At 66.8% G+C, this 19801-nt stretch carries 15 protein-coding genes and 1 pseudogene; 7 read left to right on the top strand and 9 right to left on the bottom strand.

The features are described from left to right. Nucleotides 1-14 precede the first annotated feature (14 nt). Nucleotides 15-3049 (top strand): annotated as a pseudogene (locus tag AC5P68_RS02415) (autotransporter family protein). Between the two features lie 209 nt (nucleotides 3050-3258). Here the strand turns inward: AC5P68_RS02415 and AC5P68_RS02410 are convergent. Beyond that, nucleotides 3259-3639 carry a hypothetical protein gene (locus tag AC5P68_RS02410; RefSeq protein WP_370487469.1) on the bottom strand — a complete coding sequence of 127 codons (381 nt, stop codon included), beginning with the start codon at nucleotides 3637-3639 and terminating at the stop codon, nucleotides 3259-3261. Nucleotides 3640-4107: 468 nt separating this feature from the next. Here AC5P68_RS02410 and AC5P68_RS02405 point away from each other — a divergent pair, with 468 nt between their 5' ends. Genes AC5P68_RS02405 through AC5P68_RS02395 form a run of 3 tightly spaced genes read left to right on the top strand, consistent with a single transcriptional unit; the run spans nucleotide 4108 to nucleotide 5968 of the window. Then, complete coding sequence (locus AC5P68_RS02405; protein WP_231522679.1) at nucleotides 4108-5145, top strand: S41 family peptidase; 1038 nt, start codon at nucleotides 4108-4110, stop codon at nucleotides 5143-5145. A 3-nt stretch (nucleotides 5146-5148) separates the two neighbouring features. Then, nucleotides 5149-5484 (top strand): hypothetical protein, encoded by a 336-nt coding sequence (locus AC5P68_RS02400; RefSeq protein ID WP_005411036.1) that lies wholly within the window; start codon nucleotides 5149-5151, stop codon nucleotides 5482-5484. Between the two features lie 49 nt (nucleotides 5485-5533). Next, nucleotides 5534-5968, top strand: a complete 435-nt coding sequence (locus AC5P68_RS02395) for an SseB family protein (protein WP_005411035.1) — start codon at nucleotides 5534-5536, stop codon at nucleotides 5966-5968. Nucleotides 5969-6047: 79 nt separating this feature from the next. Here the strand turns inward: AC5P68_RS02395 and AC5P68_RS02390 are convergent, their stop codons facing one another. Further along, complete coding sequence (locus AC5P68_RS02390; RefSeq protein WP_231522680.1) at nucleotides 6048-7268, bottom strand: multifunctional CCA addition/repair protein; 1221 nt, start codon at nucleotides 7266-7268, stop codon at nucleotides 6048-6050. A gap of 204 nt (nucleotides 7269-7472) precedes the next feature. Continuing rightward, nucleotides 7473-9458: a transglycosylase SLT domain-containing protein gene (locus tag AC5P68_RS02385; protein WP_111172640.1), complete on the bottom strand. Its 1986-nt coding sequence runs from the start codon at nucleotides 9456-9458 to the stop codon at nucleotides 7473-7475. 151 nt (nucleotides 9459-9609) lie between these two features. On the opposite strand from AC5P68_RS02385, the gene AC5P68_RS02380 reads away from it, so the two are divergent. Further along, complete coding sequence (locus tag AC5P68_RS02380) at nucleotides 9610-10017, top strand: ExbD/TolR family protein (protein WP_043034017.1); 408 nt, start codon at nucleotides 9610-9612, stop codon at nucleotides 10015-10017. Between the two features lie 9 nt (nucleotides 10018-10026). On the opposite strand, the gene AC5P68_RS02375 is transcribed toward AC5P68_RS02380, so the two are convergent. Further along, nucleotides 10027-10368, bottom strand: coding sequence for a hypothetical protein (locus tag AC5P68_RS02375; protein ID WP_134948574.1), 342 nt, complete (start codon nucleotides 10366-10368; stop codon nucleotides 10027-10029). A gap of 362 nt (nucleotides 10369-10730) precedes the next feature. Here AC5P68_RS02375 and AC5P68_RS02370 point away from each other — a divergent pair, with 362 nt between their 5' ends. After that, the gene (locus tag AC5P68_RS02370) at nucleotides 10731-13592 is read left to right on the top strand and encodes a TonB-dependent receptor plug domain-containing protein (RefSeq protein ID WP_049396480.1); all 2862 of its coding nucleotides are present in this window, start codon (nucleotides 10731-10733) and stop codon (nucleotides 13590-13592) included. Nucleotides 13593-13700: 108 nt separating this feature from the next. Here the strand turns inward: AC5P68_RS02370 and fhuE are convergent, their stop codons facing one another. From fhuE to AC5P68_RS02355, 3 genes are all read right to left on the bottom strand, one after another. Next, nucleotides 13701-15860 carry a ferric-rhodotorulic acid/ferric-coprogen receptor FhuE gene (gene fhuE, locus AC5P68_RS02365; protein WP_231522681.1) on the bottom strand — a complete coding sequence of 720 codons (2160 nt, stop codon included), beginning with the start codon at nucleotides 15858-15860 and terminating at the stop codon, nucleotides 13701-13703. 171 nt (nucleotides 15861-16031) lie between these two features. Then, nucleotides 16032-16583: a M23 family metallopeptidase gene (locus AC5P68_RS02360; RefSeq protein ID WP_033835231.1), complete on the bottom strand. Its 552-nt coding sequence runs from the start codon at nucleotides 16581-16583 to the stop codon at nucleotides 16032-16034. 9 nt (nucleotides 16584-16592) lie between these two features. Continuing rightward, nucleotides 16593-17075, bottom strand: coding sequence for an Lrp/AsnC family transcriptional regulator (locus tag AC5P68_RS02355; protein WP_005411028.1), 483 nt, complete (start codon nucleotides 17073-17075; stop codon nucleotides 16593-16595). A gap of 72 nt (nucleotides 17076-17147) precedes the next feature. On the opposite strand from AC5P68_RS02355, the gene AC5P68_RS02350 reads away from it, so the two are divergent. Next, a complete protein-coding gene (locus tag AC5P68_RS02350; RefSeq protein ID WP_033835229.1) occupies nucleotides 17148-18017 on the top strand; it encodes an EamA family transporter in 870 nt (289 codons plus the stop codon). Between the two features lie 111 nt (nucleotides 18018-18128). Here the strand turns inward: AC5P68_RS02350 and AC5P68_RS02345 are convergent, their stop codons facing one another. Next, nucleotides 18129-18866 (bottom strand): endonuclease/exonuclease/phosphatase family protein, encoded by a 738-nt coding sequence (locus AC5P68_RS02345; RefSeq protein ID WP_176425407.1) that lies wholly within the window; start codon nucleotides 18864-18866, stop codon nucleotides 18129-18131. Nucleotides 18867-18919: 53 nt separating this feature from the next. Beyond that, on the bottom strand, nucleotides 18920-19756 hold the full coding sequence (locus AC5P68_RS02340) for a thiol:disulfide interchange protein DsbA/DsbL (RefSeq protein ID WP_111173434.1): 837 nt from the start codon (nucleotides 19754-19756) through the stop codon (nucleotides 18920-18922). Between the last annotated feature and the right edge of the window lie 45 nt (nucleotides 19757-19801).

Raw genomic sequence — 19801 nt, 5'->3', positions numbered from 1 at the left:
CCCAGGAGTGCCCCATGTACCGTGCCGTTCCGCGTGCGTTCCGTCCGCGCCGCCTTGCTGTTTCCGTGTTGCAGGCCCTCGCCGTTCCCTCCCTGCTTCTGACGACCGCCAGCGTTGCCTGGGCCGGCTGCAACAGCCCGGCACCGACTGCCGGCCAGACGGTCACCTGTGATACCAACGCGCCGAATCCGCAGACCACTCCCGTTACCGCAAATGGTGCGGCCGGCATCACCGTCAATGTCGCCGCCGGTGCACAGCTGCAGCAGAGTGGTGGTGGATCGGCCATCGCGCTGGTCGGCGCCGGTGGTCACCTGCTGTCAAACCAGGGCGCGATCAGTTCGGTCGGCGGTGTAACCGTGCAGCTTGGGGGTGGCAGCCGCGTCGACAACACCGGCAGCATCAGCACCGGCAACAACACCGCCCTGCAGTTCGTCGGTGCGGGCGACAGCGTGCTGGTCAATCGAGGAGCGATCAGCGGGCGCACCGGCGTACAGTTCGATGCGGGCAATGATCGCCTCGAGATGCAGAGCGGCAGCATCACCGGCGGCGTCCTGCAGGGCGATGGCAATGATGTGCTGCTGCTCAGCGATGGCACGATCGACAGCGTCGACCAGGGCGGCGGCGATGACCAGATGACCGTCACCGGCGGCGCCGTCACCGGCGTGGTGGCGCAGGGCAGTGGCCGCGATGATTTCATCATGAGTGGCGGCACCATCGGCGCGCTGCAGCAGGGCGACAACATCGATACCTTCCGCATGAGCGGTGGCCGCATCATCGGCGCGTTCGAGGATGGCGACCAGGCCTGGATGACCGCTGGCCGCATCGGCCGCGTCAACATGAAGCTGGACAAGAACCTGTGGGACCAGTCTGGCGGTACGGTTGACGGCAACGTGGTGACCGGCTTCGACACCGATACCATCATCATCTCGGGCACGGCCTACATCGGCGGCAACATCAGTGTCAGTGGCGGCAACGACAGCGTGACCATCACCGACGGCACCGTGCGCGGACAGGTGCTGCTCAGTACCGGCAGCGACACCTTCAACTGGAGTGGCGGTGGCATCGTCTACGGCGCGATCGACATGGGGCCGGACAACGATGTGGCCAACCTCAGCAGCCTCAACCAGGGCAACTTCGGTGCGGTGCCGCTGTTCGACGGCGGCAGTGGCATCGACCGGCTCAACTTCAACAACGTCAAGACCACGGGCGTGGGCCGCTTCCAGAACTGGGAGGCGATCAGCCTGGCCAACAGCACCGAGCTGACCTTTGATGGCGATCTGGTGCTGGGCGACAGCGGAACCGGCACCGGCACGCTCACGGTGGATGACACCAGCACCGTCTACGCGGGCAGTGGCAGCCATGCCGTCCGTCCGTTCAACAGCGGTGCACTGGTGGAGATGGTCAATGCCGGGCGCGTCGACCTGACCGGTACTGGCGCCGGCGACGTGTTCACCGTGCGTGGCAACTACCGCGGTGACGGTGGTGGTCTGTACCTGCGCACCGTTCTGGGGGCGGATAATTCAACCAGCGACCGCCTGGTGATCGATGGTGGTGCCGTCACCGGCACGACCGGCATCGGCGTGCTCAATGCCGGCGGCAGCGGCGCTGCCACGTTGGCCGATGGCATCCTGGTGGTGCAGGCCTTGAATGGTGGCCGCACCGCGCCGGGCGCGTTTTCGCTGTTCGCACCGGTCGCGGCCGGTGCCTACGAGTACTTCCTGTTCAAGGGGGGTGTCAGTGCCGGTACCAGCGAGAACTGGTACCTGCGCTCGACCCTGGTGGCCGGCCCGGCACCAGCGCCAAACGGAAGCGGTATCAATGGCGTGCCGCCGCCGCCGACGCCGACGCCGCCCGTCGCACCACCGCCACCGATCACCCCGGCACCGCCGCCGCCGCCCGAAGGCGCCACCGATCCAGACCTGACTGCCGGCGAGACCGCACCACCGCCGCCGCCACCGGAACCGGCGCCTGTGGCGCCGCCCAGTGATCCCGCGGTGCCGGACGTGCCGGTGGCCGGCGGTGCGCTACCCGGAACCGGTACGCCGCCGACGCCGGGCGCACGCCCCGCCGAAGGCGCGGTGGTGCCGCTGTACCGCGTCGAGACTGCCACCTATGCCGTGGTGCCGCCGCTGCTGCGCGAGACCTCGCTGGCCAGCCTGGGTACCTTCCACGAGCGGCAGGGCGAGCAGGCCTGCTGTACAACCAGGGTGCGTTCCGCACCGCCTGGGGCCGTCTGGTGGGGCAGAGCAGCGAGATCCACTGGAAGGGCGATGCGCAGCCGGGCTTCGATGGCGATGTGATGGGCCTGCAGGCCGGCCTCGACGTGTGGGCTGCTGCCTCTGACAACCACCGCAACCAGATCGGCGTGTTCGTCGGCCGCACCCGCGCGCAGGGCAAGACCACCGGCCTGGCACTGGGCTGGGAGAACGTGCAGGTAGGCCAGAACCGCCTGGACGACAAGCACGTGGGCCTGTACTGGACGTTTACCGACAGCAGTGGCGGCTACATCGACGCCGTGGCGATGCAGAGCCGCTACGACGGCCGCGTACGTTCCTCGCGCGGGCTCGGCTTCGGGATCAAGGGTGGTGGCACCAGCGTGTCGGTGGAGGCGGGCAAACCGCTGCTGCACTTCGGGCAGTCGGGGTGGTGGCTGGAACCGCAGGTGCAGGTGATCTGGCAACGCACCTCGCTGGACGACCGCCGCGATGCGGTGTCGAGCGTACGCTTCGACAACGACAACGCCTGGACCGGCCGCATCGGCCTGCGCCTTGCCGGCGACTATCAGCTGGCCGACAACGGCTGGCAGCCGTACTTCAAGCTCAACTACTGGCATGGCCGTTCCGGCGAGGACCGTATCCGCTTCGACGATGACGTGATCTTCAATTCGCAGCGCTCGCGTGCACTGGAGGCCGGCGTCGGTGTGGTCGGGCGCCTCAACCGCACCATCAGTGCGTACGCGGTGGCCGACTACACCCGTGAACTGGGTGGCGATCGCAACGAGAAGCGCCGCATCATCGAAGGCAACATCGGCCTGCGCGCGGACTGGTAGCGCGCGGTACGGGTGTCATGACCCGCTCTGGTGGGTGTCGACCTTGGTCGACACAGGGCCAATCGACGCCATGACCTGCTCTGGTGGGTGGCGACCTTGGTCGGCACGATGCTTTCCACTGCCATGACCTGCTCTGGTAGGTGCCGACCTTGGTCGGCACGAATCCCACCGATGCCATGACCTCCGCGCAGCCCAGCAACGGCTCGGCTCTACAGCAGCGGTGCGCACGCATCCGGTTCCACCAGCGCGCCGGCATGATCGGCCAACACCACCACCGCGTGCAGCAGGCCTTCCTCCACCTGCGGCGGACACTGCGCCTGCGCATCGTCCGTCTCGCGCGCCGACTGTGCAGCCAGCAGTACCCCGCCGCACGCAGACAATGCTGCCAAGCAGCGCGTCGCCTCGGCCAGTTCCCGGCCACGCACATCGCTGAGCTGCCGTTCGCGCCAGACCTGACCATCGGCGGCGTGGCTTTGCGCGATGCCGTACAACCGGGCGAAGAAGGCCGGCGGCGGAGCGTGTTCATGGGCTTCTGTGAGCGCATCTTCCAACGCCTCGGCTACGGCATTGGAGAGCTGCAGGCCGGGCATGCGGCACCGAGCAGTACATGCAGGCGTGGATAGGTGGGGTGGAGCGTGGTCATGGCAGCAACCTCACAAGGCTGGGCCACCTGCAGGGATGCAAGGTGGCGGGCGGTGCGGGTTGGCGTGCCGGTGAAGCTACCCAAAGGAAACGAAGCCGGCGGATCGGAAGGATCCCCACGCACCGCCCACCGCAGAACGACGGACGGTGCAGTATTCGAGACCACGACATGGTCGCAAGCCCGACTTCAGGTAGCTTCATTCAGGACGCCAATCCCGACCAGCGCAGGAGGCGCCGACGGGCCACCTTGGCGCGTTGTGCTTGGCGATGACATGGGCAAAGTTGCAATCTACTGATCGCGTGCAAGCCGTCTTGCTGCAACCCGCGACCGGGCCAGATACGACAGTTCGCGCATGGCGAAAGTGATCATGCCCCGGTTATGCTGCGCGCCTGACTCAACGACAAGGAAACGTCGCATGCAGGTTCGCAAGGGAGTGCGTCGCATCGGCGCGCTGATGCTCGTGTTGCTGGCGACCGGCGCCATGGCCGATACGCCAGGCGCGGTCGAGGTGCCCTCGCCGGAGGCGGAGGCCGAGATCCTCAATCTGCTTGAACGCCAGGCGCTGTATCGCGATCGGGTGGACTGGGCCGCCACCCGCGTACGCCTGCAATCGGCGCAGGGCGACCCCGCGCAACGGCTGGCCGTTCTGCGCGAAGCCATTGCGGTCAGCACGGGCAATCATGGCGGATGGACGACGACCCAGCGCCAGAGCGAATCCCTTGCGCGCGCGCAGCAGGCCGGCGCCGCCGCCGTGGACCGGGCCAAGGCGGCCGATGCGGTGGATATGCGCATCGGCTGGGTGGTCATCGAGGGCTATGCCTCCACGCCGGGCGCGACGCCGCAGGAAAAATTCCGCCAGGACATCCAGCGTGCCGCGCGGTGGCAGCAGGTCATCCGCAGCAAGGACGACGGCGCGCGCTGTGGCTGGATCGTCGACCTGCGTGACAACAGCGGTGGCAACATGTGGCCGATGCTGCTGGGCATGGCACCGCTGCTGCGCACCTCGGTAGTGAACAACGAAGATGTGGGGTCGTTCGAAACCGCACAGGGGCCTGAGCGCTGGACGTTGACCGCGACCGCCGTGCAGCGTGCAGGCAAGTCGGTGCTTGACTTCGGCCAGTCCGGCTATGTGCTGCGGCAGCCCGGCGCGCCGGTGGCGGTGCTGTTCGGGCCGCGCACCGGCAGTTCGGGCGAGGCCTCGGTGCTGGCGTGGCGAGGTCGTCCGCAGACGCGGAGTTTCGGTCAGCCCACTGCGGGTGTCTCCACTGGCAATGTCGTGCAGACGCTTGCCGATGGCAGTCGCCTGCTGCTGACCACCACCGTGATGCGCGACCGCAATGATCGTGGTGATGGCTTGAAGATCGAGCCCGACCAGCGTATCGAGGGTGATGCCGCCACTTTGGCCGCCGCCCAAGCCTGGCTGCTGGCCCAACCCGCCTGCCAGGGCCGCTGATCCATGATCCTGATCGGCCAGCAGGAGCGGGTTGTGGTGGTCGGCCCGACCGAAGCCCACCACTGCCTGCGCTGCCAGACGGAAACCGAGTTCGCGCCCCGGCTGCGCTACAGGATGGCGCGCATCGACCTGCTGTTCGGTTTCACCTACCAGCGTCGCTACGAGCTGGCCTGCACCCGGTGCGAGCACGGCTGGGTGCTGGATACCGAGACCATGGACCAGCAGCTGGGCGGGGTGCCGATCCCGTGGCGGCACCGCTTCGGCCTGCCGTTGATGCTGGTGGGCGTGGCCGGGCTGGCCGCGCTGGGCTGGCTGTGGCGGCATGGATTCCTCGGTTGAGGAGCGGGCCTGTTAAAGTCTGCCCTGCAACCACGTACCGGAACCGACCATGGACCACGACACCCCGTTCGAACCCCTCAACGACCTCGAGGTGCGCCTGCTGCAGGCCCAGGACGGCACGCTGACCGCATCGCAGTTCCTCGATGGCCTGCTGACCTCGACGGCGTTCGTGCTGCTGGACAAGGCCATCGGCGAAGACGGTGCCTGGGACGAGAGCATCTCGCCGCTGGTGCTGACCAGCGAGAGCGGCGAGCCGATGTTCGCGGTGTTCACTGCGCCCGAGCGCGCTGGCCTGTGGCATGAGCAGCTGCCGCAGTTCGCCCACGCCATGCCGATCGCGGTGCACGCGCTGCTGGCCGGGATCGGCGACGGCGTCGGCCTGGTGCTGAACCCCGGCCTGGACGTGGGCATGGAGATGATTCCCGATGCCGTGGCCCAGCTGAAGCAGCGGGCGGCGGCGATCACCCGCGGGATGGCGCATTGAAGCCAGCGGTATAGGGTTGCCGGCCAGCGGCCGGCACTACCCATGGGAGTCGGTGCGCGGCCGCCACGGCGGTTGCGGATCAGCGGGCGGCGGCGATGGCTTTTACGCGCGCCTTGGCCAACGCTTCACCGATGGCCGGGCCCTTCAGATGGGTGGTATCCAGGTCCCGCGCCTGTACTGACAGTGCCGCCTGGTGCAGGCGCTTGAGCGTTTCGCCCTGCGGGTAGTCGGCGTCCTCGAAGCCGAGCCGGCCGCGTTTGTCGGCCTCGCAGCACAGTGCGATGCGGGCCACGCGCTCCGGCCGGCGCAGCGCATCACAGCGGCCCAGTAGTTCCAACACGGTGGCATCGCGGAGTTCGTCGATGCGGTGCACGTTCAAGTGCTCCCGGCAGACCGCTTCGGCCAGCTGCTGGTGCTCGGCAGGAATCTTCAACCGCGCGCACAGTGCCTTCAGGGGTTTGATGCCGCGCTGTTCGTGCATGATGTGGCGCGGCCACTCCTCCGGCGGGGTCAGGCCCTTGCCGAGATCGTGGGTAAGCGCGGCAAAGCCGACCAGGTCATCGCCGGGGGCCAGCTTCGCCGCCATGTCGCTGACCATTTCCTGGTGGATGCCGGTATCGACTTCCGGGTGGAATTCGGCACGCTGCGGCACACCATACAGTGCTTCGAGCTCGGGCAGGATCGGGCCCAGTGCATGTGCATCGTGCAGCGTGCGCAGGAAGGCGGAGGGCTGCTCACTGACCAGCGCCTTGCGCAGTTCCTGCCACACTCGCTCCGGCACCAGTGCATCCAGTTCGCCACTGGCGGCGATCTCGCGCATCAGCGCCATGGTCTCTTCGGCGACGGTAAAGCCCAGCGGCGCGAAGCGCGCCATGAAGCGTGCCGCGCGCAGCACGCGCAACGGATCTTCCACGAACGCAGGGCCGACATGGCGCAGCACGCGCTGCTCGATATCATGCACGCCGCCGTAAGGATCGACCAGCGCCCCGCTGTCTTCGTCGCAGGCAATCGCGTTGATGGTGAAGTCGCGGCGCTGCAGGTCTTCTTCCAGCGTCACTCCCGGGTCGGCATCTACCACAAAGCCGCGATAGCCGCGGCCGGATTTGCGTTCGGTGCGCGCCAGTGCGTACTCCTCACCGGTCTTTGGATGCAGGAATACCGGGAAATCGCGGCCGACCGCGGTGTAGCCCTGCGCTTCCATCTGCGCGGGCGTGGCGCCAACCACCACCCAGTCATGGTCGCCGGCGGGGCGCTGCAGCAGGCGGTCGCGTACGGCGCCGCCGACAAGATAGATCTTCATGGCTGGAATCATCGCATGCCCGGCGCAGATGCACCGGTAGTGCCGGCCGCTGGCCGGCAACGGCAGTCACCCCGAAGCTGCCGGCCAGCGGCCGGCACTACCGATACAGCGGCCAGCCTGATCCAGGCCAGCAGGCTCATCGTTTCACTCCTGGGCGTGGATACCGGGGAATGCCGGCCAGCGGCCGGCACTACCGCAGTGCGATCAATCCCCGCCCTGCTCGGCGTTGGCGGCGCAGCTGAAGTTCTTGCGCTTGTCCACCAGGCGGCCCATCAGGCGGTCGCTCAGCGGCAGCGCATCACCATTGAGGCGCCAGTCGTAGATCACGCTGAAGGCCAGCACGCGCGCCACGTACTCGCGGGTTTCCTTGTAGCTGATGGTCTCGATCCACAGGTCCGGGTCAAAGCCCGGGCGCTGGCTCTGCCAGCGCGCGGTCGGGGTCGGGCCGGCGTTGTAGGCGGCGATGGTCACGTACGGCAGGCCGTCGTACTTGTTCATCAGCTGGCGCAGGTAGGCGGTGCCGATGGCGATGTTGGTGTCCGGGTCGTAGAGGCTGTCGGCGCCGCCGTAGCCGGTCAGGCCGATCGACTTGGCCACACCGGCACCGGTGGCCGGCAGCACCTGCATCAGGCCCATGGCGTTTGCAGGCGAGCGCGCACGCGGGGTGAACGTGCTCTCGGCGCGGATTTCCGCCGCCACCCAGGCCGGATCGATCGCGTTGCGTGCCGATTCGCGGCGGATGGTGGCGTCGTGGTGCAGCGGGAAGCGCAGGTCGTACAGGCGCTGTTCCTGCGGCTGCTTGCCGAGCGCGAACACGGCGCGGTCGAACCAGCCGTTGTCCTGCGCGACGCGTACCGCGAGGCGGCGCTGGGTGTCATCGAAGCGCGACAGCGCGCTGTTCCATTCGGCCACAGCCCAGCCGGTGCGGTCGATCTGGTACAGCGCCATCGCGCGCTGGATGGCCGGGTCGCGCGCGATCACCGCCTGTGCCTGCGCGCTGTCGTTCGGCTTCCAGGGGCACAGGGTATAGCCCTGCTGCAGCTTGTCGGCAGCCAGGAAACCGTGGAAGGTCGGTGCGCGCGCCGCATCGCGGAACAACGGCTGCGCCTGCTGGGCCTGGCCGGTCTTCTCCAGCATGCGGCCTTCGAAGTAGCGCCAGCGCGGGTCGCTGCGCTGCTTGCTGGCCATCTTGCGGATCGCGGTCAGTGCCGCCGGCCAGTCACCGCGCGACATCGCCTCGCGCACGCGCCATTCGTGCAGGCGTTCGTCATACGCCGATTCCGGCACTGCGTTGAGGCGGCGTGCCGAATCGGGCAGGTAGGAAGCCACCGTCCACAGCGCGATCTGGTACAGCACCTGGCCCTGCTGCTCGGCACTCAGGCCGAGCGCCTGGGCGTACTGCGGCAACTGCTGTTCGGTGGCGGCCGGGTCGGCCTTGGCCAGCTTGGCCAGGCCGTCGGTGGCGATGCGCCGGCTGCGCTCGTTGCGCGGCCAGTTCAATGCGCTGGCATTGGGCTTGTCGACAAAGGCGGCGTAATTGTTGGCCAGCGCCAGGTCGGTGGCAGGCAGGCCACGTGCGGCGCTGCGCATCACGGCCGGCTGCTGGGCGTCGGCGGCGGCATCGATGCGTTCCCAGCGCAATGCGTCACTCAGTCCGCCCTGTGCCTGCAGCACGGCGAAAACGGCGTCACAGCCGTCTGGCAGCGACTTGCCGTTCTTGCGCCACAGGTCCTGTGCCTCGCTGATCCACTGCGGATCGACCTTGCCCGTCACCTGGCGCGCGGTCAGCTGCGCACAGCGCAGGCCTGCGTTGTCGGTGGGCACCCAGTTGGCGAGCAGGGTGGGCCAGTCCTGGCGGCGTGCGACCGAGGGCAACCACACGCTGCGGAACGTGTTGGCCACGGCCTGGCCGTCATAGCGCTTGAGGAAGGCCTGGGCCTGCGCGGTATCGACGGTGTCGATGTTGCGGCGCAGGTTGGCGTACTCCAGCCAGCTGTAAGCCGGATGGCGGCTGAGTGCGGCGGCCTGGCCGGGATCGAACTGGCCGCGTTCGGCGGCAGCGATCGCGGCCTTCAGCTGCGCGTTCTGGGCGTCGAGGGACTGGGCATTGGCGCAGCCGATCAGCAGCGTGGTGGCCAAGGGCAGCAGGGACAGGGCGGTCGAGGAGCGTCGGGTCATGGCACTCAGCATAGCGGGGGATGGCTGAATTCAGTTTCGCATTGTGTGGACGCCGGGCGTTGGCAACGACAGCTGAATGAACCCGTACAGGCCACTGCCGCAGGTGACGGAAGGCGACGTACTGTCGGCCTTGGGCGAACGGCCCGGCTGCACGGAGCGGCACATGGCGTTCAGTAGCGCAGGAAGAAGCGGCCCGCTGGCGGACATCAATGTCACGCCACTGGTGGATGTGATGCTGGTGCTGTTGATCATCTTCATCGTGACCGCGCCGATCGTGGCCCGGCCGATTGCCGTGCAGCTGCCACAGTCCACCGATCGCACGATCGATCGCCTCGAACCGCCACCGCCGATCGAGCTGAGCCTGGACGCTGGCAACCAGCTCAGCTGGAATGGCCAGCCGATGGTCATCGGCGATCTGCAGGCGCGCCTGCAGGCACAGGTGGGCGAACATGCCGGCAACCTGCCGGAGCTGCGCATCGCCACCGATCCGGCGGCCGAGTACGAAGGCATGGCGCGGATTCTGGCCGCTGCCGAGGCCACCGGTATGGAGCGCATTGCGTTCGTGCGGTAGGGCGTTGTCTCACTGCCGCTCATGCGGTGATTGCTGCATGAGCGGCGCTTGCCCTGCTGACAGTGTCGCATCCAGGATCCGCAGAAAAGCCATTTCAATCTGCGCTGGAACCGCTGTCGGATGTGCTCGCCACTTTCTGCTCTCAGGGTCATGTTCAACGTCGAAAGCAGTCAACTCGGCTCTCTCGAAATCCACCACAACCGTCAGTCCCTCTCCCGAGGCCAAGGCCGCATCGCTGGGAGAGGGGCAGTTGTTGCACTCGATCACGCCGCCTGCCCTTGATTCGCCTGCCAAGGAAAGAAGCAGCGTCAGTACCATCATGACGCCCGGCACGGCAGTTGCTGCTTTCATGATCGATCCTCCCGCGAATGGCTGCAGGTGCGAGTCTGCACGGGGTCGACTAGCGGGGCCTTCTAAACGAAGGAATTTCAAACTATTCCTGAAACGGTCCGGCAAAGACCTTTTTCATGAATGCGGCAGCTCCCGGCGCGCGCTGTCGCAGCCAGCATCAAGGCTGCCTGCTGCGAACAGTATCGTCCGGTCATAACCTGCAGCTATCTGACGTAATCGGCCTGCAATTGCGTCAATTCCGCGTGAAATAGTGTCGATCATCACGCCTTGGTTTTTACCACTTGTTTACAAAGGAGACGCTGCCGCCATGCAGGGGGGAGCGCGGCAGTCCAAGTCCCGACATTCCTTTGGAGAGAGAGCGAATGATTCACCTGCATCACCGCCCGTTGGCGGTTGCCGTTGCGCTGTGCGTGACGGCCCTGGCACCGTTGGGTGCCGCTGCGCAATCCACCACCAACCTCGATGCGGTGGAAGTGACCGGTACCCGCATCAAGCGCGCTGAAGTCGAAGGCCAGGTGCCGATCCAGACATTGACGCGCGGTGACATCGAACGCACCGGCCTGACCTCGATCGGCGAAGTGCTGCAGCAGCTCACCGGTTCCGGTTCGGCGCTCAACGCCAAGTTCAACTCGTCCGGCAACTTCGGTTTCCCGCCCGATGGCAGTGGCGTGGGTGCCGGCTCGGCGCAGGTCGATCTGCGCCACCTGGGGGCCAAGCGCGTGCTGGTGCTGGTCGATGGCATCCGCTGGGTCAATGAGTCGTCCGCCTCCGGCGTCGGCTCGGCTACCGATCTCAATACCATTCCGCTGGCCATCGTCGAGCGCATCGAGGTGCTGGAAGATGGCGCGTCGTCGCTGTACGGCTCCGATGCCATTGCCGGCGTGGTCAACATCATCACCCGCCGTGACTTTGATGGTGGGCAGGTGACGCTGAACTACGGCGAGTACAGCAAGGGCGACGGCACGCAGAAGGGCGTGGACCTGGCCTGGGGCAAGAGTGGCGACCGCTTCAGCCTGTTCCTGGGCGCCAGCTGGACCAAGCAGGATCCGGTATTCGCCAAGGACCGCGAGCAGTCGCGCTTCCCGATTCCCGGCACCGGCCTGGCGTTCGGCAGCGGTGGCATTCCGCAGGGCCGTTTCATGTTCACCGACCCGAACACCGGTGCGGTGCAGAACATCGTGCCCAATACCGGCGTGAGCAATCCGCGTTACGACGGCAGCGCCGGCTGCAGCCGCACGGATGACTACCACTGCTTCACCACCGCCGACCGCTTCAACTTCGCCGAATACAACATGGTGCTGACGCCGTCGGAGCGCAAAGGCCTGTTCGGTCAGTTCCGCTTCGACATCACCGACAACGTGCAGTGGTACGTCAAGGCACTGGGCAACCGTCGTGAGTCGACCAACCAGGCCGGCCCGGAGCCGCTGTTCTTCGGCCCCGATGGCGCCACCGGCAATCCGCTGGCCGACAACATCGTGGTCTCGCGCCTGAATCCGTACAACCCGTTCGGCTTCGATCTGGTTTCCGGCGACAACATGAGCCTGATCGGTCGTCGCCCGGTGGAAGGCGGTGCGCGCGTGTTCAAGCAGAAAGTGGACACCACTTACTTCGCCACCGGCCTGGTCGGTGATTTCCATGCCGCCGACCGCAGTTGGTACTGGGACGTCAACGGCATGTACAGCAAGAACAAGGCCGAACAGACCAACTACGGCAGCTATGACATCTACAAGGTGAACATGGCGCTGGGCGATCCGTCCGTCTGTGCAGCCACGCCGGGCTGCGTGCCGTTGAACATCTTCGGCGGCGTCGGTTCGATCACCCCGGACATGCTGAAGTGGATCCAGCCGGTGGTGCGCGACCGCAGCCAGAACGAACTGAGCCTGTTCACCGCCAACCTGTCCAGCGAGCTGTTCTCGCTGCCGGCCGGTCCGGTATCCTTCGCCACCGGCTTCGAGTACCGCAAGTACAAGGGCTCCTACCAGCCCGATCCGCTGACGGTGATCGGCCACTACAACGGCGTGCCGTCGCAGCCGACCTCCGGTTCCTACGACGTCAACGAGGCCTACCTGGAGTTGAGCGTGCCGATCTTCGCCGATTCCTCGTTCGGCAAGAAGCTGGACCTGAGCCTGGCCGGCCGCTATTCGGACTACTCCACCTTCGGTGGCGAGTTCACGCCCAAGTACGGCCTGCGCTGGCAGGTGACCGATGACTTCGTTCTGCGCACCACCTACGCCGAGGGCTTCCGCGCACCGTCGATCGGTGAACTGTACGGCTCGGCGGCGCGTGCCGACCTGCAGCTGTTCGACCCGTGCTCGGTGGGTCTGGGCGGCACTCCGCCACGTGGCAGCGCCGCCAACTGTGCCGCGCTGGGCGTGCCGGCCGGCTTCCAGCAGGCCAACTCGCAGATCTCGGTGACCACCGGCGGCAACCGCGAGCTGGAGCCGGAACGCTCGCGCAGCTTCAGCGCCGGCTTCGTGTGGAGCCCGTGGTTCGGCAACAATGCGTCGTGGTCGGAGCGCTTCGATGTGGAGGTGACCTTCTACCGCCATGCCATCGATGGTGCGATCCAGGCGATCAACGCGCAGACCCAGCTGGACCTGTGCGTGGATACGCTGGACCCGATCTACTGCGATGGCATCACCCGTGCCAGCACCGGTGCGGTCAGCAGCTTCAACAACCGCCTGACCAACCTGGGGTCGATCAAGACCGACGGCTGGGACGTGGATCTGTTCTGGACCCTGCCGCAGACCTCCATCGGCCAGTTCAAGCTGGCGTGGAAGAACACCTTCGTCGGCCGTTACGAGGCCACCGGCGCGGCCGGGCAGAAGCAGCCGCAGAAGCCGGGCGTGGAAGTGGCCGACAGCTCGATTCCGGAGTGGACCAGCAATGCCAGCATCGGCTGGACGATGGACCGCTGGAGCGCCAACTGGACGGTGCGGCACATCTCCGAGCTGACCGAGAACTGTGGCGATGCCGCGGCCTTCCCGGTGTGCAGCAACCAGGCGGCGGGCACCAACACGCTGTCGGCCACCACCTTCCACGACATGCAGGTGGGCTACAAGATCGACTGGATGAAGGGGTTGCAGCTGACGGCCGGCCTGAACAACGTGTTCGACAAGGATCCGCCGATCTGCCTGTCGTGCTCGTTGAACGGCTACGACGCTTCGACCTACGACATCCCGCGTGGCCGCTACTGGTACCTGCGCGCGGATCTGCGGTTCTGATGTGAGAGCGGCGCCGGGCTCAGCCCGGCGCCGTTGTAGCGTCGAGCCATGCTCGACTGTCCTGGATGATCGAGTCGAGCATGGCTCGACGCTACAACGCCGGTTGGATCAGAACGACCAGGTGAACGTCAGCGAGCCGTTGCGGCCATCGCCATACGCACCGTAGCCGTTGATCTGCGACAGGTACTTCTTGTCCAGCAGGTTGTTGAGGTTGGCCTGCACGCTGAACTCCGGCGAGATGCGGTAGCGCACGAAGGCGCTGACCAGTGCATAGCCACTCTGCTCGATGCGGCCGTAGGCAGGCACCGCGTAGTAGATGCGGTTCTGCCAGTTGGCACCGCCACCGACGGTCAGTTCCTGCAGCGACTGCGGGGTGTAGCTGGTGAAAAGCTTCAGGGCGGTCTGCGGCAGGTTGGTGTTGATGTCGGCGTCGTTGATGTCCTTGGCCACGTAGCGCGAGGCGCCGAAGGTGGCATTCCAGCCCGGTGCCAGTTCACCGTTCACCTCGAACTCGAAGCCACGGCTGACGGTGCCGCGTGCGGCGATCGAGGCGAACTCACCCGGGCGGCCGATGATCGGCTCGCTGGTGACCTGGGCGACGTTGTCCTGCTCGATGCGGAACACCGCCAGCGAGGCATTCAGGCGGTTGTCGAACCAAGCCCCCTTGACGCCGACCTCGTAGCTCTTGCCGTCGACCGGGTCGAGATAACGGTCGTTGCGGTCGCGGGCGGTCTGCGGCTGGAAGATCTCGGTGTAGCTGGCGTACGCGGAGTAGGTGTCGTTGATGTCATACACCAGGCCGGCGTACGGGGTGGTCACCTTGTGTTCGCGGTCGTCGTTCTCGCCTTCGCTCTTCCAGTCGGTGTAGCGGGCGCCGATGATCAGCTTCAACGGATCGGCCAGTGACAGGCGTACGGCGGCGTAACCGGCCTTCTGGGTGATGGTGCCCTGGCTGGCCAGTGCCAGCGGGTTCCAGTTCGGCTCGCTGATGTTGCCGGTCCAGTGCAGGTAGCTGGTGAACGGGTCCCAGGTCTTGCCGGCGCCACCGACCTGGTAGTCGCCGTAGTTGGCATAGTCGCGCTTGTTGTAGCTCAGTCCGGCCATGAACTGGTGCTCGCGGCCGAACAGCTGGAACGGACCGTCAACGTAGCCATCAACACCGGTGACTTTGCGCTCGGTGTTGTAGAAACCCGCGGAAGGCGAGATGCCCGTGCCGTTGGTTCTGTCGAAGTTCGACGCGCCCGTGGTCCAGTCGTTGTATGCCGGGTAGAACAGCTTGTCGTCGGCCTTGGTCTCATCGTGCGTGGCACCGACCTTGAACTTCCAGCCATTGCTGAAGGCGTGCTGCAGGGTGGCGAACGCGCGCTTGCTGGTGGTGTCCCAGTAGGTCCAGTTCGGGCTGGCGTTGAACGATTCGTCATAGCCGGTGCGCGAGCCATCGGAGTACAGCATCGGGAAGCCGCCCCAGGTCGCGCCGTTGGCGCGCTTCTGCTGGTAGTCGTAGCCCACGCTCAGCTGGGTGTCCGGGGTCAGGTCGGCGTCGATGACCGCATAGCCCAGCGTCTTGCGCTGGTTGTAGCGATCCATCTGGCCGTCGGTGTCCAGGTAGCTGCCGATCACGCGGCCGCGCACGGTGCCGCTGGCGTTCAGCGCACTGCCCACGTCCACGGTGGTGCGGGTGCGACCCCAGCTGCCGACGTTCACCGAGACGCTGCCGTTCAGTTCGGCGCTGTCGGCATGCTTGCGGATCAGGTTCACCGACGCGGACGGATTGCCGGCACCACTGAGCAGGCCGGTGGCACCACGCACCACTTCCACGCGGTCGTACAGCGCCAGGTCCAGGCCGGAATCACCGTAGCTCCAGTTCTGCACCATCTGCGTCGGCAGGCCATCGAACTGGTAGGCATCGATGTAGAAACCGCGCGCGTAGAACTCGGTGCGTTCGCTGTCGGACTGGGTGCTGGTCACGCCGGTGGTGTTGGCCAGCACGTCGATGATGTCGTCCAGGTTCTGATCTTCGATGCGCTGGTGGCTGATGATGCTGATCGACTGCGGGATCTCGCGCGGGGCCAGGTCGAAGCGGGTACCGGCCGAGGTGCGGCGCACCGAATAGCCTTCGGCGCGTTCACCCTTCACCACCACCTTGTCGAGGTTGGTCGGATCGGCGGCGGTTTCGGCGAAGGCGGCCGGGGCCACGGCGCAGAGAACGGCGAGCACGGCAACGGACAGCCGTTGTGGCTGCGGCGTACGGAAGACGGAACGGGTCATGGGGGTCCTGGACGAGCACGCGCGCCCGGCCGGCATCCAGAGGCGAGGCGCTACGGGTGGGAAACGGACGGGCAGGCCGTCCTGGCACCACCGGAAACGAAAGAAATGGTAATACGAACTATTCCTATTTACAAATCATGAACAGATCGGTCTGCGGGTGCGCAGTGGCAGTCAGCGCAGCAATGGCAGCGGGTCGCGCGCGCCGTCGGTGCCGTAGACGCCCCAGTGCAGGTGCGGCGGCGTGCCCTTGGCGTTGCCGCTGTCGCCGACATGGCCGAGCAGATCGCCGGGTTGCACCACCTGGCCGCGTGCCAGGCCGTCGGCCCAGTCCTCCAGATGCGCGTAGTAGTAGCGTTCGCGCCCAGGCCCGATCACCCAGACCTGACGCCCGCCGAGCCCGCGTTCGCTGACATCCGCGACGACACCGGCCGTGGCGCTGCGCACTGGGGTGCCGCGTTTGGCGAAGATGTCGATGCCGGCGTGGGAGCGGTCACGGCCACGTGGCGCGCCGAAGGTATCGGCGATCTGGCGTGGCCGCACGCCGTCCACCGGCACCGGTAGTTGCGTGGCCGGCGGCATCCGCGAGAGCGCCCACAGCATCTTCGGTGCGACCGCCCATGGGCTGTTCCACAGCGTCATCGCCGCGACGAGCGCAATGGCCAGCCACAGGCCACGCAGCAACCAGCGGCGAAGGCGGTGGGCGTGGGAGGACGGTGTATTCATGGCTCGACGCTACAGAACCGGTGTCAGCGGGACCTCGAAACTCCGCTTCAACGTGCCCAGCGCCACCGAGGTGCGGAAGCGCTCGATGTTGTCATCGCCGCCGAACAACCGCTCGGTGATGGCCTCGTACTCTTCCATCGACGCCGCCGAAAGCAGCAGCAGGAAATCGCCATCGCCGGTGATGGAGTAGCACTGCTGCACCGCAGGGTCGTCCTGCACGCGGCGCCTGAACGGCGCCACGCGGTCGCGCTGCTCGCTGACCACGCGCACCTCGACGATGATGGTCAGCGGCCGACCGATCTTGGCTGCGGCGACCACCGCCACGTTGGCCGCGATCACGCCACTGTCCTGCAGGCGCTTGATGCGCCGTTGCACGGCCGGGGTGGACAGGTGCACGGACTCGGCGATTTCGCGCTGCGGCAGGGTGTTGTCCCTCTGCAGGAGGTCGAGGATGGCGCGGTCGAAACTGTCGAGCACGGGAGCGATGGCCATGGCGAGCAGAAGTTGCACGAACAGGCTGTCAATTGAGCCAAGTGCTCGGCGCCGACGCAATAGACTTTGCGGATGCAGACCTCACGACTTGCGCCGATGTTGCCGGCGCTGGCGGTGCTCGGCTCGGTCACCTCGCTGGCCATCGGCACTTCCTACGCAAAACACCTGTTCCCGCTGATCGGTGCGCAGGGCACCAGCGCGCTGCGCGTGGGCTTTTCAGCGCTGTTGCTGCTGCTGTTCTGGCGGCCATGGCGCTGGAAGACCAGCCGCGTGGATGCGATCACCATCCTGCGCTACGGGCTCACTCTGGGGCTGATGAACCTGCTGTTCTACATGGCCCTGCGCACCATTCCCTTCGGCATCGCGGTGGCCATCGAGTTCACCGGGCCGCTGACGGTGGCGATGCTGTCATCACGACGCCCGATCGATTTCCTCTGGGTAGGCTGCGCGGCGGTGGGGCTGCTGTTGCTCCTGCCGATCGGCGGTGGCCCCGCGCTGGACCCGGCCGGTGTGCTGTACGCGATGGGCGCTGCGGCCTGCTGGGGCCTGTACATCGTGTTCGGCAAGCGTGCCGGTCATCTGCATGCCGGGCACTCGGTCTCGCTGGGGCTGCTGGCGGCCTCGCTGGTGGTGGTACCGGTGGGCGTGGTGCATGCCGGTGCCGCGCTGCTCGATCCGAAGATCCTGGCGGCCGGCCTGCTGGTGGCGCTGGTCTCCAGCGCGATCCCGATGTCGCTGGAGATGATGGCGCTCAAGCGCCTGCCGAAGGAGACCTTCGGCATCCTGATCAGCATGGAGCCGGCGGTGGCCGCGCTGTGGGCGATGCTGTTGCTGCACGAGCACCTGCACGGGCTGCAGTGGCTGGCGATCGGCTGCACGGTGTTGGCCTCGGTGGGCAGCACGATGACCGCGCGGCGGTTGAAGGTACCCGTCACCGCCTGAAAAAAAGGGGACGGAGGGGATTAAGTCGTTTATGCCCCGATTTAGGGGGCGCCGGGCGGCGCCCGGCGCAGAGCGTGCGGACCAACGGTCCGCACCTACCGTAACGGCGAGTCAGCGCAGGGCGTCGGCCGGGACGTCGATCTGCATCGCCAGGGCGAGGTGATCGGAGAACGCGGCTGGTACGGCTTCCACGGTACGAGTCTGCAGGCCACTGCTGACCAGGATGTGGTCGATGGCGCGGTCGGGGCGCCAGCTGGGGAAGGTTGGCACGATGCGGCCCGGGGGCTGCAGCCGGGTCTTCTGGTACAGCACCTGCATTTCCGGGCGTTCGGCCAGGCAGTTGAAGTCACCCATCAACACCGCGTTCGGGTGGTCGGACAGCAGCTCGGCGATGAAGCCCAGCTGCGACATCCGCGAGCCCGCGCCCAGCGACAGATGGGCCACCGCCACCGCCAGGCCATCAGCACCATCGCCGAACTTGGCCAGCAGCACGCCGCGCCCGCCGATGCGGCCGGGCAGGGCGTGATCCTGCACTTCAACCGGTTCCAGTTTGCTCAACAGGCCGTTGGCGCTGGAGGCGACCCCACCCATGCGCCGGTTCGGCTGGTGGCTCCAGTAATTGAAGCCGGCGCGCTGGGCCAAATAGTGGGTCTGGTTGGTGAAGCCCGAGCGCAGGCTTCCCGGGTCGGCCTCCTGCAGGCCGACGATGTCATGGTCGCGCGCCAAGGTGGCGATCGCGTCAAGGCTGCTGCGCTTGCGACCCGCCGGCAGCGCATGTGACCAGCTGCGGGTCACATAGTCGCTGTAGCGGCGGGTACTTGAGCCGGCCTGGATGTTGGCCGTCAGCAAGCGCAGGGTCCGTGTACGGGGGGAATTCACGGCCGGGAAACGCTTCTCTTGGATCAGTGAGCCTGGGCCGCACCGCGTTCGCGGGCGATCAGGTGGTCGGCGATGCGCAGCATATCTGGGAAGCTCTTGCCCTTCACCAGGTACTTGCCGTTGACGATGATCGACGGGGTGCCGCTGATCTGGCTGCGCTGCGCGAACTGCTTGGCCGAGTTGGTCTTGGCATTCACCGCGAAGCTGCCCATGGTGGCGGCGAACTGCTTCGGATCCACGCCGTAGGCACCGTAGAACTTGGCGATGTCTTCCACCGAATCACGGCCGCGCTCGCCCTTCAGGGTCTTCTGCGAGTGGATGGCGGCGTACAGCGCTTCGTGGGTCTTCTCCTGCACGCCCAGGGTCTGCGCGGCGTAGAAGGCACGGGCGTAGTCATCCCAGGTGCCGCCGAACATGGCCGGCACGTAGACGAAGTTCACGTCGCTCGGCAGGCCGGCCTTCCACGGGCCGACCAGCGGCTGGAATGCGGCGCAGGCCGGGCAGACGTAGCCGAAGATCTCGGTCACTTCGATCTTGCCGGTGGCCGGCTGGAACGGCTGGCCGTTCGGGATCACCTGGTAGTCGGCACCTTCCACCGGGGCCGGGCCGGTCAGTGCGGCGGTGGTCGGGGCCGGTGCGGTGGCCGGAGCCGCTTCGGCCGGGGCTTTCTCGCCTTCAGCGGCAGCCGGCGCGGCGCCTTCGCTGCCCGCCGCCGGCGCAGCAGCCGGTTCGGCGGTGGCTGCCGGGGCTGCAGCCGGTTCGGCCGGGGCCGCGGTGGTGTTGGTGCTGCCGTCATCAGCCTTGCAGGCAGCCAGGATCGGCAGCAGCGCTGCGAGGGCGAGGGCGTAACGGATCTTCATGGAAACGTCTCCAGCATCTGGAATGGTGGGGCCGGCGCCAGGCGC

The organism is Stenotrophomonas sp. YJH_SMC_58, assembly GCF_059369635.1.
The sequence above is the reverse complement of the archived record's forward strand: the minus strand, read 5'-3'. Positions and strand labels throughout refer to the sequence as shown.

Excerpts from the sequence above, each read along its gene's own strand:
- AC5P68_RS02340 (WP_111173434.1), bottom strand. The coding sequence starts at position 19,756 with ATGAAGATCCGTTACGCCCTCGCCCTCGCAGCGCTGCTGCCGATCCTG.
- AC5P68_RS02360 (WP_033835231.1), bottom strand. The coding sequence starts at position 16,583 with ATGAATACACCGTCCTCCCACGCCCACCGCCTTCGCCGCTGGTTGCTG.
- fhuE (WP_231522681.1), bottom strand. The coding sequence starts at position 15,860 with ATGACCCGTTCCGTCTTCCGTACGCCGCAGCCACAACGGCTGTCCGTT.
- AC5P68_RS02380 (WP_043034017.1), top strand. The coding sequence starts at position 9,610 with ATGGCGTTCAGTAGCGCAGGAAGAAGCGGCCCGCTGGCGGACATCAAT.
- AC5P68_RS02405 (WP_231522679.1), top strand. The coding sequence starts at position 4,108 with ATGCAGGTTCGCAAGGGAGTGCGTCGCATCGGCGCGCTGATGCTCGTG.
- AC5P68_RS02375 (WP_134948574.1), bottom strand. The coding sequence starts at position 10,368 with ATGAAAGCAGCAACTGCCGTGCCGGGCGTCATGATGGTACTGACGCTG.
- AC5P68_RS02385 (WP_111172640.1), bottom strand. The coding sequence starts at position 9,458 with ATGCTGAGTGCCATGACCCGACGCTCCTCGACCGCCCTGTCCCTGCTG.
- AC5P68_RS02400 (WP_005411036.1), top strand. The coding sequence starts at position 5,149 with ATGATCCTGATCGGCCAGCAGGAGCGGGTTGTGGTGGTCGGCCCGACC.
- AC5P68_RS02390 (WP_231522680.1), bottom strand. The coding sequence starts at position 7,268 with ATGAAGATCTATCTTGTCGGCGGCGCCGTACGCGACCGCCTGCTGCAG.
- AC5P68_RS02410 (WP_370487469.1), bottom strand. The coding sequence starts at position 3,639 with ATGCCCGGCCTGCAGCTCTCCAATGCCGTAGCCGAGGCGTTGGAAGAT.
- AC5P68_RS02350 (WP_033835229.1), top strand. The coding sequence starts at position 17,148 with ATGCAGACCTCACGACTTGCGCCGATGTTGCCGGCGCTGGCGGTGCTC.
- AC5P68_RS02395 (WP_005411035.1), top strand. The coding sequence starts at position 5,534 with ATGGACCACGACACCCCGTTCGAACCCCTCAACGACCTCGAGGTGCGC.
- AC5P68_RS02355 (WP_005411028.1), bottom strand. The coding sequence starts at position 17,075 with ATGGCCATCGCTCCCGTGCTCGACAGTTTCGACCGCGCCATCCTCGAC.
- AC5P68_RS02370 (WP_049396480.1), top strand. The coding sequence starts at position 10,731 with ATGATTCACCTGCATCACCGCCCGTTGGCGGTTGCCGTTGCGCTGTGC.